The organism is Nocardioides sp. (genome assembly GCF_030149505.1).
Lineage (GTDB): Bacteria > Actinomycetota > Actinomycetes > Propionibacteriales > Nocardioidaceae > Nocardioides.
Genome location: NZ_JASBRN010000078.1, coordinates 1 through 11,673 on the forward strand (window position 1 = coordinate 1; position 11,673 = coordinate 11,673).

Below are 11,673 nucleotides of genomic sequence, written 5' to 3' on the forward strand. Positions count from 1 at the left end.
GCCGCCCCGCGGGGGGCGCGCGGCGGCCGGCCAGCGGGGGGGCCGCCCCCGCCGCCGCCCCCCCCCCCACCCCCGGGTCCTCCGGGCCTCCGGTCAGCGGAGGAGGCGCCGCAGTAGCACCAGCACGAGCAGCACCCCCAGGCCCGCGCCGATCTTGGGGCCGTAGGTGCGCAGCAGCACCGGCAGCACCGTGGCCCCCAGGTCGAGCGCGTCGTCACCGGCAGGAGCCGATCGCGACGGCGCACTCCCGATCGGGCGTACGCCGCCGGCCGGCCCGGAGCCCGCACCCGACCCGGCGGCCGCGGCCGCAGCGGCGCTGGAGCCGATGGGCGTCTCGTCGGCAGCCGGAGCCGACCCGGAGCCGGCCACGCCCGACGGCGCCCCCGCAGCCGATGTGGCCGGCTCCGCGGCCGTGTCCCCGTCCGTGGCAGCGGCCGGCTCGGGTGCGGCCAGCCGCTGCTCCAAGCAGGAGACGAACTGCCCGAGCAGCTTGTCCGAGACGTCCTGCATCACCCCGCGGCCGAACTGCGCCGGCTTGCCGGTGACGTTGAGGTCGGTGTCGACCTGCACGTCGGTCGAGGCCGCGTCCCCGCTCATCACGAGGGTCACCGTCGCTCCGGCCGTGCCGTTGCCACGCTTGTCCTTGCCCTTGGCCTCCACCACGAACCGGTGGGCGGCGTCGTCCTTCTCCACGAACGTCCCGGACCCGGCGTACTGCAGGGCGATCGGGCCGAGCTTGACCTTGACCGTGCCGGAGAAGGTGTCCCCCTCGACACCGGTGACGACCGCCCCGGGGAAGCACTCGGCCAGGGCCGCGATGTCCTCGAAGTGGGTCCAGGTGTCCTCGACGCCGAGGGGGACCGTGAAGCTGTGCTTGAGCTCCACGCCGGCCTCAGACCCCCGCCGCCGTGAGCACGGCGCGGCGGGTGAGGACCGTGGCGAGGTGGGCGCGGTACTCCGCGTCACCGTTGAGGTCCGAGGGCGGGTTGGCGCCCTCGGCGGCCCGGGACGCCGCCTCGCGGACGGCGTCCTCGGTGGCCGGCTGGCCCCGCAGCGCGTCCTCGACCGCGCGGGCCCGCAGCGGTGTGGAGCCCATGTTGGTCAGGCCCACGCGTGCCTCGGTGATGGTGCCCCCGTCGACCTTGACCGCCGCGGCGACCGCGACGATCGGCCACTGGTGCGCCACCCGCACGAACTTCTCATAGTGCGCGCCCCACCCGGTGTGCTTGGGCACCCGCACGGCGGTGAGGATCTCGTCCTCGCCGATCGCGGTCTCGAAGAGGTCGACGAAGAAGTCGTCGGCCGCGACGTTGCGGACACCGTCGCGCCCGGCGATCACGAACTCGCAGCCCAGCGCCAGGGCGGGAGCCCCCATGTCACCGGCGGGGTCGGCGTGGGCCAGCGCCCCGCCGAAGGTGCCGCGGTGGCGGATCTGCTCGTCGGCCAGGTGGTGCACCGCCTTCTGCAGCAGCGCCGCGTGCTCGCCGACCTGCGGGTCCTTGGCGATGTCGCTGTGCCGGGTCATGGCACCGATCACCAGGTGGTCGCCGTCGTCGCGGACCCCGCGCAGCTCGGGGATCTTGTTGAGGTCGATGACCATCTCGGGGGCGTTGAGCCGCATCCGCAGCACCGGGAGCAGCGACTGCCCGCCCGCCAGGATCTTGGCGTCGTCGCCGTGCTCGGCCAGCGCGGCCAGCGCCTCGTCGATCGTCGTCGGGGCGAGGTAGTCGAACTGTGCGGGGATCACGCGCCCGCTCCTTCCGTGCTGTCCTGACCGGGCTGGTCCTCGGAGAAGTGCGGCATCGCCGCACCCGGGGTCGCGCCACCGGAGCCGGCGCCCTGGATGGCCTTCCAGACCCGCTGCGGGGTGCAGGGCATCTGGATGTCGTTGATGCCGAGGTGGCGCACGGCGTCGACCACCGCGTTCACCACGGCCGGGGTGGAGGCGATCGTGCCGGCCTCGCCGACGCCCTTGGTGCCGAGGGTGTTGGTGAGCGAGGGCGAGGTGGTGTGGTCGACCTCGAAGGAGAGGGTGTCGGCCGTCGTGGGCAGCAGGTAGTCGGTGAACGACCCGGACACCAGCGTGCCGGAGTCGTCGTACACCGCCTCCTCCCACAGCGCCTGCGCGATGCCCTGGACCAGGCCGCCGTGGACCTGCCCCGCGACGATCAGCGGGTTGATGATGTTGCCGATGTCGTCGCAGCAGGCGTACTTGCGGATGCTGACCTGGCCGGTCTCGGTGTCGACCTCCACCGCGCACAGGTGGGTGCCGTGCGGGTAGTTGAAGTTCACCGGGTCGTAGGTCGCCTCGGCGTCGAGGCTCGGCTCCATGTCCTCGGGGTAGTTGTGCGCCGCGAACGCCGCCCCCGCGAGCTCCTGGATCGTGACGCCTTGGTCGGTGCCGCGCACGCCGAAGCGCCCGCCGACGTACTCCAGGTCCTCGGCGTTGGCCTCGAGCAGGTGAGCCGCGAGCGGCTTGGCCTTCTCGATCACCTTGTCCACGGCCTTGACCAGCGCCTCACCGCCCACGACCAGCGAGCGCGAGCCGTAGGTGTCGAGTCCCTTGTGGGAGATCTGGGTGTCGCCGTGCAGCACCTCGACGTCCTCGAACGGGACGCCCAGGCGGTCGGCGACGATCTGGCTGAACGCCGTCTCGTGGCCCTGCCCGTGCGCCGAGGCGCCGGTGATGACCTCGACCTTGCCGGTCGCGAGCATCCGGACGCTCGCGTGCTCCCAGCCGCCGGCGCCGTAGTTGAGCTGGCCCAGGACCCGGCTCGGTGCCAGGCCGCACATCTCGGTGAACGTCGAGACGCCGATGCCCAGCTGCACCCGGTCGCCCGCGTCACGGCGCCGCTTCTGCTCGGCCCGCAGCTCGTCGTACCCGAGCATCTCCATGGCCCGCTGGGTCGCCTTCTCGTAGTCGCCGGAGTCGTACTCCAGGCCGGCGACGGTGGTGAAGGGGAACTCCGAGGCGTCGATCCAGTTGCGGCGGCGGACCTCGATCGGGTCCTCGCCGAGCTCGGCGGCCAGCTCGTCCATCATCCGCTCGATGCCGTACGTCGCCTCGGGCCGTCCGGCGCCGCGGTAGGCGTCGGTCCAGGTCTTGTTGGTGAGGACGGTCTGGCAGTTGAACTGGTAGGCCGGGAACTTGTAGATCGAGTTGAACATGAACGCGCCGAGGACCGGCACGCCGCCGCCGATGATCGCGACGTAGGCGCCGAGGTCGGCCAGCAGCTCGACCTTGAGGCCGGTGACCTTGCCGTCCTTGTCCGCGGCCAGCGTCATCTTCTGCCACTGGTCGCGCCCGTGGTGGGCGGTCATGAGCGACTCGCTGCGGGTCTCGGTGAACTTCACCGGCTTGCCGATCCGACGGGCGACCGCGAAGGCGATCATCTCCTCCGGGGTCTGCTGCAGCTTGCCGCCGAAGCCGCCGCCCACGTCGGGGGCGATCACGCGGATCTTCGACTCCGGCACCCCGGTGGTCGCGGCGATCGCGAAGCGCAGGATGTGCGGGATCTGGGTGGCCGACCAGACGGTGATCTGCTCGCCGGTCGGGTCCACCACCACCGAGCGGGGCTCCATGAAGGCGGGGATGAGCCGCTGCTGGCGGTACTCCCGCTCGATCACGATGCCGCCGTCGCGGGCCGTGGCGATCGCCGCGTCGACGTCGCCGCCGGTGCCGGCCTCGGCGGAGTCGAACTTCCAGAACGCCGACTTGTTGGTGCCGAGGTCCGGGTGGGCCAGCACCGCGTCGGTCGCGGCCTCCTTGAGGTCCAGCGCAGCCGGGAGCTGCTCGTACTCGACGTCGACCATCTCCGCGGCGTCGCGGGCCTCGGCCGCCGTGCGAGCCACGACCACCGCGACGACCTCGCCGGCGAAGGCGACCCGGTCGCTCGGCATCGGCAGGTGCGGCGGGGTGACCTGGTCCTCGGTGATCGCCCAGGCGTTGATGCAGGCGCCCTGGGCCTCGCCCAGGTCGGCGCCGGTCAGCACGTCCACGACGTTGGTGGCGTTCTTGGCCGCGGTGGTGTCGATCGAGACGATCTTGGCGTGCGCGAAGGGGCTGCGGACCATCGCCAGGTGCAGCATCCCCGGCAGGTTGAGGTTGTCGGTCCAGCGCGTGCGGCCGGTGATGAGGCGCTGGTCCTCCTTGCGGCGGCGCTCGCGGCCGATCTCCCGCTCGGCGGTGGGCTCCTGGACGGCGGTCATGCGGTCACCTCCTGCTGCGCACCGGCGCCCTGGCCGCAGGCGTGCTGCACGGCCTTGACGATGTTGTGGTAGCCCGTGCAGCGGCACAGGTTGCCCTCGAGGCCGAGCCGGATCTCCTCCTCGGAGGGGCTCGGGTTGTCCTTCAGCAGGGCGACGCTCTGCATGATCATGCCCGGCGTGCAAAAGCCGCACTGCAGGCCGTGGCACTCGCGGAAGGCCTCCTGCACCGGGTGCAGCTCGCCGTCCTGGGCCAGGCCCTCGATGGTGGTGACCTCGCAGCCGTCGGCCTGCACGGCCAGGACGTTGCAGGACTTCACGCTGGTGCCGTCGAGGTGGACGGTGCACGCGCCGCAGTTGCTGGTGTCGCAGCCGACGACGGTGCCGGTCTTGCCGAGACGTTCGCGCAGGTACTGCACCAGCAGCATGCGCGGCTCCACGTCGTCGGCCACCTTGGCGCCGTCGACGGTGAGGCTGATCCGGGTCATGGACTCTCCAAGGGGAACGTGGATGGGTGTGACCGGGCTCACGCTAGGAGCGGACGGTTGGTGGTGGGTTGGTGTGTGGGTGGGGCTTGGTTGGTGGGTCCTCGACCGGCTGCCCGCTCGTGGGTCGCGGGGGCTGCGCTACCGCCCGTCCCCACCCCCGGCGGCGGAGATCCACCCCTTCCGCTCCTTCGTCGCTCCAGGGGGGCCAGGCCCATCCATCCACCGCCGGGGGTGGGCGCGGTCGTCCGCGCAGCCCCCTCGACAGATGGCGTGCAGCCGCTCTCGTCCGGACGGCTGGGCGGTGGGAGCGGTCGGCGTGCCGGGTGCGACGGGTCGTCAGGTGCGGGCGGCGGCGAGGCGGCCCTTGAGGAGGGGGACGAGGGGGTGGGCGCGACCGCCGAGGCGGGCGAGGGCGGCCTCGACGACCTCGGTGTCGTACGGCGCGAGGTCGCTGTAGCGGGCGACGGCCTCGGGCTCGGGGTCGGCCAGGAGGGCCTCGCGGACCGCGACGGCGACGTACTCCCCGAGCTCCTGCAGGGCCGGTGAGTCCGTGCCGGGCAGCAGGTCGCCGCCGTACGCCTCGACGGCCTGGCTGACCCGGCCGCGACGCAGCATCGACAGCACGTGGTCGACGTCGGTGGCCACCGGCATGGTGAGGCGGTAGGGGCGGGAGGAGAGCTGGCCGCCGAGGGCGGCGCGGAGGTGGGAGACCTCGGCCTTGAGCGTGGAGAAGGTGACGGCGTGGTCACCGTAGACCGCGGCGTGGAGGCGGTCCAGGGACAGGCCCTCGGGGTGCAGGGCGAGCAGCGCGAGGATCTCGGACTGGCGGCGGTTGAGCAGGAGCCGCTGCCCGTCGAGCCGGGCCTCGGCGGTGCCGAGCACCGAGAGGACCAGGCCGGGCTGGCCGCCGTCGAGGCCGGGCGTCCTGCCGAGCGGAACGGCGCTGGCGGGCAGGGCCTGCTCGATGAGGCGGGCCATGATCTGGGCGGTGGCCAGGCCGATCGGGTGGGTGCGGTCCCAGGTGGTGGAGAGGTCGAGGACGCCGAGCTGCACGCCGGTGGCGGGGTCGTGGACCGGTGCGGCCCAGCAGACCCAGTTGTGCACCATCGAGGCGTAGTGCTCGGCGCTGAAGACCATCTGCGGCCGGTCGAGCCGGTTGGCGAGGTCGAGGGCGTTGGTGCCGGCCGAGCGGTCGTCCCACCGGCCGCCGGCCACGAAGTTGACCGACTCGGCCTTGCGGCGCATCGTGCGACCGCCGTACGTCCACAGGATGCGGGTCTGGGGGTCGGTCACCGCGACGACGAGGTCGCCGTCCTCGCAGGTGCGGCGCAGGTCCTCCTCGACGCGCTCCACGGCGGTCTGCAGGGGCGACTCGCGCCAGTAGGCCTCGGTCTCGGACTCGTCGTCGAGCGGTGCGTACGCGACCTCGGGGCTGATCGTCTGCTCCGAGCGGGTCCAGCTCGACCAGATCTCCGGGCGCACCAGGTGCTCCGCGCCGTCACCGCGCTCGACGAAGGAGGTCCACGCCCGCACGGCGTCGACCCGGCGAGCCCGCAGGTCCGCTTCCATGGCGTGAACGTAGCACCGGCCTGGTGACGGGGGTCACAGGCCGTGGGGCTGTCCCCGGTTTCGGGTACCCGCACGAGCCGGGTGGGCGTCGCAGCCGCGGGACCGCCTCGGGCGGCTCGGGCGAGGTCCAGCGGCGCCCCGGCGGACCTCACGGCCGCCCGTCCGCCGGCAGCCGGGCGACGGAGGTCAGGCGTCGAGGTGGCGGCGCAGGAAGGCGACGGTACGGCGCATCGAGTCGCCGAAACGCGGCCCGAAGGCGTGGCCCTCCCCCGGCCACTCCACCAGCGTGGAGTCGGCGCCGGCGCGGGTGAGCAGCCGGTCGGTCTCGCGCGACCACTGCGGTGGGCAGGTGTCGTCGGCGGTGCCGTGGTGCAGCAGGACCGGGACCTCGACGCGGTCGAAGTAGGTGCGGCTGGAGAGCCCGTCGTAGAAGCGCGGGTCGTCCTGCGGGGTGCCGTGGCGGGCGTAGAAGGCCCGCGCCCCGTCAGGTCGGTTGGGCTCGGTGAACTGGCGCAGGTTGTCGACGAAGCTGCTGCTGACCGAGGCGAAGACGACCGCGGCGTCCACGAGGTCCGGCTCGGCGACGATCGCGTTGAGGGTGACGCCGCCGCCCATGGAGCGACCGACGTAGGCCGTGCGGTCGGCGTCGACGTACGGCATCCGCTGCAGCGCCTTCACCGCGCCGATCGCGTCGCGGGTGTAGACCAGCCGGCTCTCGCGGTCCCGGTCGCTGACCGGGTCGGACCCGGCGTGGCCGCGGTAGTCGGTGTGCAGGACGACGAACCCCGCCGCGGCGAACCACTCCTGCTCGCGGCTCATGCCCTGGCCGAGGACGTAGACGTCGGGGTCGATGTAGCCGTGGTTGAGCACCAGGGCGGGGAAGGGGCCTTCCCCCTTGGGCACGAGCAGCTCGCCGGAGACGGTGGCGCCGTCGACGCGGTACGTCGCGGCGTAGCCGGTCCAGTTGTCGGTCTCGGCCAGCTGCCGGGTCGTGGTGAGGCCGCTGCCGCGGACCTCCTCGCGCATGAGGGCGGGCAGGCTCACCCGGTCGCGGACGGGCGGGAGGTCGGCGGCCTCGGGGTCGAGGCCGGCCTCGTCCTCGCCCGCGTCCGTCGAGCCGGTGGCCGGGGCGTCGGTGGGGTCGTCAGTGCGGTCGCCGTTGGGCGAAGGGGCCGGACCGGCTGTCGCGCTGGTCCGCGCGGGTCCCGGCGGCTCCGCCGCGGGCTCGCCATCGCCGGTGCCGCACGCGGTGAGCGGCGCGAGGAGCAGGAGCGAGGCAGCGTACGCGCCCAGCCGGCCGGTGGTGCGCTGGTGTGACCCGCGGGTGGGCGTCATGGGACCACTGTGGCGGGTGGGGTCAACCCGGCTGGGCAGGTCCATCGGCCGGCCGATGAACCTTGCGGTGGGCCGACGAAGGTCCATCGGCCCAGGGCAAGGTCTGTCGGCCGGCCGATGGACCTTGCCACGCGCGGCTCACTCCTCGCCGTGGATCCGCCCGGTCGTGGCGGCGAGCGGCTCGCCGCTGCCACCCCAGCGCCCGGCGATGATCTCGGCGGCGATGGAGATGGCGGTCTCCTCAGGGGTGCGGGCGCCGAGGTCGAGGCCGATCGGGCTGTGCAGCCGGGCGAGCTCGTCGGCGCCGAGGCCGACCTCGCGCAGCCGCTCGAGCCGGTCGTCGTGGGTGCGGCGCGAGCCCATGGCGCCGACGTAGGCGACCTCGGGGAGGCGGAGCGCGACCTCGAGGAGGGGTACGTCGAACTTCGGGTCGTGGGTGAGCACGGTCAGCACCGTGCGGGCGTCGATCCGGCCGGCCTCGACCTCGGCGCGCAGGTAGCGGTGCGGCCAGTCGACGACCACCTCGTCGGCGTCGGGGAAGCGGGAGGCGGTGGCGAAGACGGGGCGGGCGTCGCAGACGGTGACGTGGTAGCCGAGGAAGGAGCCGACCCGGGCGACCGCGGCGGCGAAGTCGATGGCGCCGAAGACCAGCATCCGCGGCTTCGGGGCGAAGCCCCACACGAAGACGCGCATGCCCTCGCCGCGGCGCTCGCCGTCGGTGCCGTAGGTCAGCGTCGCCGCCGAGCCGGTGGCGAGCAGGCCAAGGGCGTCGTCGTGGATCGCGTCGTCCATCCGCGAGGAGCCGAGCGAGGCCGACAGCGGCTCGCCCGGGCGCACGACGAGCCGGCGCCCGAGGACCGCCGGGTCGGGGTGCTCGATGACGGTGGCCAGCGCCACCGGACGACCGGCCTCGATGTCTGCGGCGATCTCGCCGAGCTCGGGGAAGGTCTCGCGGGAGACCTTCTCGACGTAGACGTCGAGGATGCCGCCACAGGTCAGCCCGACGGCGAAGGCGTCGTCGTCGGAGACCCCGTAGCGCTCGAGCACCGGTGCGCCCGAGGTGACGACCTCGCCGGCCAGCTCGTAGACCGCGCCCTCGACGCAGCCGCCGGAGACCGACCCCACCGCGGAGGCGTCCGGGCCCAGGAGCATCGAGGCGCCCGCCGGGCGCGGGGCGGAGCGGAAGGTCGCGACGACCGTGGCGACCCCGACGGTCTCACCGGCCTCCCACCACCGCATCAACTCGGGCAGGACCTCACGCACGCTCGATCACCTCACACAGCTCGGCAAAGGTCGCCAGGCTGTGCCCGGCGAGGAAGTCGTCGACGTGGGGCAGCACCGCCACGATCCCCGACTGGAGGGGTTCGTAGCCGGTCTTGCCCCGGTGGGGGTTCACCCAGACCAGCCGGTGGGCCACCCGGTGCAGCCGCGCGACCTGCTCGGCCAGCATCGTCGGGTCGCCGCGCTCCCAGCCGTCGCTGAAGACCACGACCACGGCGCCGCGGGCGGTGCCGCGACGGCCCCACCGGTCGAGGAACACCTGCAGGGTCTCCCCCAGCCGCGTGCCGCCCGACCAGTCCGGCACGGCCTCGCCCGCCGCCACCAGCGCGCGCTCGGGGTCGCGGGTCGCCAGGGCGCGGGTCAGGTGGGTCAGCCGCGTGCCGACCGTGAAGGTCTCCACCCTGGCGCCGGGCGCCTGGGACAGCCGGTGCGCCAGGCGCAGCAAGGCGTCGGCGTACCCGCTCATCGAGCCGGAGACGTCGACCAGCAGCACCACGCGACGGGGGCGGGTGGCACGGCGGCGGTGGACGATCTCGCCGGGCTCGCCGAGGCGGCGCAGGCTGGAGCGGACGGTGGCGCGGGCGTCCACCTGGCCGCGGTGCCACCGCCGGTGGCGGGAGGTACGCCGCTGGGGGGCCCGCACGCGCAGGCCGGCGAACATCGTGGCCAGCCGCGCCTTCTCGGCCGGGGTGAGGCCGGCGACGTCGCGGTGCCGCAGCACCTCCTCCGCGCTGGCCCGGGCCCGCACGACCGCGCCGGCGTCCCCGCCCTCGCCGCCCTCGTCCTCGGCGTCGGGGAGGGTGGCCGTGCTGGTCCGCCCCGGCGTGGCGGGGCGGGTGCGCGGGAGACCGGACCGGGCGTCGAAGAACGCCTCGAAGACCTGGTCGAAGCGGTGCAGGTCGTCGGGCCCGGCGCAGAGCGTGGCGTGCCCGGCGGTGCGGACCGCCGCGACGTCGCCAAGCCCGACCAGCGCGGTGGCCTCGAGGAAGGACGCGGACCGGTCGTGGGTGACCGGCACCCCTGCTGCCCGGACCGCGCGCGCGAACGCCAGCAGCACCTCGTCGGCGTCGTGTCGCATGTTCGTGGCCGTGGTCATGGGGTCCGCCTCAGGCCACGAGCATGCGGTCGAGGGCGTGCTTCACACGGTCGGCGTCCTCGCGGTACTTCACCAGCGCGCCCAGGGTCCGGGAGGCGGTCGCGAGGTCGAGCTCGCTGCAGCCGAGCTCGTGCAGCGCGCGGGCCCAGTCGAGGGTCTCCGCGACGCCCGGCGGCTTCTGCAGGCCGATGTCGCCGCGCAGCTGCTGGACCACCCCGACCACCTGGCGGGCCAGCGCCTCGGAGACGTCCGGCTGCCGGGTGCGGACGATCTCGACCTCGCGCTCCAAGCCGGGGTGGTCGACCCAGTGGTAGAGGCAGCGGCGCTTCAGCGCGTCGTGCAGCTCGCGGGTGCGGTTGGAGGTCAGCACCACCAGCGGCGGCTCGGCCGCACGGATCGTGCCGAGCTCGGGGATGGAGACCTGGTAGGTCGAGAGCACCTCGAGCAGGAAGGCCTCGAACTCGTCGTCGGCCCGGTCGACCTCGTCGACCAGCAGCACCGACGGCGCCTGCTGCAGCGCGGCGAGCACCGGGCGCGCGAGCAGGAACCGCTCGTCGTACAGGCTCTTCTCCGCCTGCTCCGCGTCGGCGCCGCCGGCGGCCTCGAGGGCACGCAGGTGCAGCACCTGGCGCGGGAAGTCCCAGTCGTAGAGCGCCTGGCTGGCGTCGATCCCCTCGTAGCACTGCAGCCGCAGCAGCGGGACGCCCTGCACCTGGGCCAGCGCCTCGGCGAGGGCGGTCTTGCCCGTGCCCGGCTCGCCCTCGAGCAGGAGCGGCCGCCCCATCCGCCGGGCTAGGAACACCACGGTCGCGAGCGACTCGTCGCACAGGTAGCCGGTCGCGGCCAGCCGCTCGGCGACCTCCGCGCTGCTCGCGGGGCCGCCCACTGGACGGCCCGCCGGCCTGTCGTCCGGGCTGCTGTCGACCTGCATGGGGCTCAGGCTAGACATCGGGGTGTTGGTCGCGGGTTGGGTGCGCGGCATCCTCGAGGCGTGGGCAGGCAGCGGGGCGGTGGGCGTGACGGGGCCGGTACGTCGGCGGGCGTGCCCGAGCCGAAGGTCTGCGTCTCGTGCGGACGCACCATCGAGTGGCGCAAGAAGTGGGAGCGCGACTGGGACCAGGTCCGCTACTGCTCCGACGCCTGCCGCCGGCACAAGGTCTCCGACACCGACCGCGCGCTCGAGACCTCCATCCGCGACCTGCTCTCGCGCCGGGCCGCCGATGCGACGATCTGCCCCTCCGAGGCGGCTCGTGCCGTCGGCGGCGAGGACTGGCGCGACCTGATGGAGCCCGCGCGCCGCGCGGCCCGGCGGCTGGTCGCGGCCGGCGAGGTCGAGATCACCCAGGGCGGGAAGGTGGTCGACCCGTCGACCGCCAAGGGTCCGATCCGGGTGCGCCGGGCGCGCTGATCCGCCGACCCGGCGCTCACTCGGCGCCAGTTCGACGCTCACTCGGCGCTGGTTCGACACTCACTCGGCGCTGGTCGAGCAGGATGCTGGCGGGTCGGTCGCGGGGCCGGCACGGCGCGGCGCCGCGCCGGGACCACTGTGTGGTGTTCCGGTTCAACCTGGTGGCTGTTGCAAATCGCCGGGCGAGATCGGCCCGTTTTTGCGGCTGGGGCGAAATACTTGGGCATGGCTCGTTCGTATCGCCCAGTCGTGCGGGATCAGGAGTTCCTGCTCCCGCCGAACATGGCCGA

The 11,673-nt window shown here is 73.8% G+C and carries 10 protein-coding genes; 1 reads left to right on the forward strand and 9 read right to left on the reverse strand.

Translation table 11 applies throughout. The features are described from left to right. Positions 1–93: 93 nt before the first annotated feature. The 9 genes from Q1V71_RS17870 to Q1V71_RS17910 form a co-directional block, all read right to left on the reverse strand. Positions 94–885, reverse strand: a complete 792-nt coding sequence (locus Q1V71_RS17870; protein ID WP_300645581.1) for an SRPBCC family protein — start codon at positions 883–885, stop codon at positions 94–96. A gap of 7 nt (positions 886–892) precedes the next feature. After that, positions 893–1,747, reverse strand: a complete 855-nt coding sequence (locus Q1V71_RS17875) for a xanthine dehydrogenase family protein subunit M (protein ID WP_300645583.1) — start codon at positions 1,745–1,747, stop codon at positions 893–895. Next, the gene (locus tag Q1V71_RS17880; RefSeq protein WP_300645585.1) at positions 1,744–4,209 is read right to left on the reverse strand and encodes a xanthine dehydrogenase family protein molybdopterin-binding subunit; all 2,466 of its coding nucleotides are present in this window, start codon (positions 4,207–4,209) and stop codon (positions 1,744–1,746) included. Before Q1V71_RS17880 ends, Q1V71_RS17875 begins: the two co-directional genes overlap by 4 nt. Then, the gene (locus Q1V71_RS17885) at positions 4,206–4,694 is read right to left on the reverse strand and encodes a (2Fe-2S)-binding protein (protein ID WP_300645586.1); all 489 of its coding nucleotides are present in this window, start codon (positions 4,692–4,694) and stop codon (positions 4,206–4,208) included. Before Q1V71_RS17885 ends, Q1V71_RS17880 begins: the two co-directional genes overlap by 4 nt. A gap of 336 nt (positions 4,695–5,030) precedes the next feature. After that, the gene (locus Q1V71_RS17890) at positions 5,031–6,263 is read right to left on the reverse strand and encodes a transcriptional regulator (protein WP_300645587.1); all 1,233 of its coding nucleotides are present in this window, start codon (positions 6,261–6,263) and stop codon (positions 5,031–5,033) included. Positions 6,264–6,449: 186 nt separating this feature from the next. Beyond that, positions 6,450–7,598, reverse strand: a complete 1,149-nt coding sequence (locus Q1V71_RS17895) for an alpha/beta fold hydrolase (RefSeq protein ID WP_300645588.1) — start codon at positions 7,596–7,598, stop codon at positions 6,450–6,452. A 138-nt stretch (positions 7,599–7,736) separates the two neighbouring features. Further along, positions 7,737–8,861 (reverse strand): XdhC/CoxI family protein, encoded by a 1,125-nt coding sequence (locus Q1V71_RS17900; protein ID WP_300645589.1) that lies wholly within the window; start codon positions 8,859–8,861, stop codon positions 7,737–7,739. Continuing rightward, positions 8,854–9,975: a VWA domain-containing protein gene (locus tag Q1V71_RS17905; RefSeq protein WP_300645591.1), complete on the reverse strand. Its 1,122-nt coding sequence runs from the start codon at positions 9,973–9,975 to the stop codon at positions 8,854–8,856. Before Q1V71_RS17905 ends, Q1V71_RS17900 begins: the two co-directional genes overlap by 8 nt. Before the next feature lie 10 nt (positions 9,976–9,985). Further along, positions 9,986–10,906, reverse strand: coding sequence for a MoxR family ATPase (locus Q1V71_RS17910; RefSeq protein WP_300645593.1), 921 nt, complete (start codon positions 10,904–10,906; stop codon positions 9,986–9,988). A 111-nt stretch (positions 10,907–11,017) separates the two neighbouring features. Between Q1V71_RS17910 and Q1V71_RS17915 the strand changes: the two genes are divergently transcribed. Further along, the gene (locus Q1V71_RS17915) at positions 11,018–11,383 is read left to right on the forward strand and encodes a DUF2256 and DUF3253 domain-containing protein (RefSeq protein ID WP_300645594.1); all 366 of its coding nucleotides are present in this window, start codon (positions 11,018–11,020) and stop codon (positions 11,381–11,383) included. The last annotated feature ends 290 nt before the right edge of the window (positions 11,384–11,673 follow it).

Excerpts from the sequence above, each read along its gene's own strand:
- Q1V71_RS17880 (WP_300645585.1), bottom strand. The coding sequence starts at position 4,209 with ATGACCGCCGTCCAGGAGCCCACCGCCGAGCGGGAGATCGGCCGCGAG.
- Q1V71_RS17885 (WP_300645586.1), bottom strand. The coding sequence starts at position 4,694 with ATGACCCGGATCAGCCTCACCGTCGACGGCGCCAAGGTGGCCGACGAC.
- Q1V71_RS17890 (WP_300645587.1), bottom strand. The coding sequence starts at position 6,263 with ATGGAAGCGGACCTGCGGGCTCGCCGGGTCGACGCCGTGCGGGCGTGG.
- Q1V71_RS17895 (WP_300645588.1), bottom strand. The coding sequence starts at position 7,598 with ATGACGCCCACCCGCGGGTCACACCAGCGCACCACCGGCCGGCTGGGC.
- Q1V71_RS17905 (WP_300645591.1), bottom strand. The coding sequence starts at position 9,975 with ATGACCACGGCCACGAACATGCGACACGACGCCGACGAGGTGCTGCTG.
- Q1V71_RS17910 (WP_300645593.1), bottom strand. The coding sequence starts at position 10,906 with ATGCAGGTCGACAGCAGCCCGGACGACAGGCCGGCGGGCCGTCCAGTG.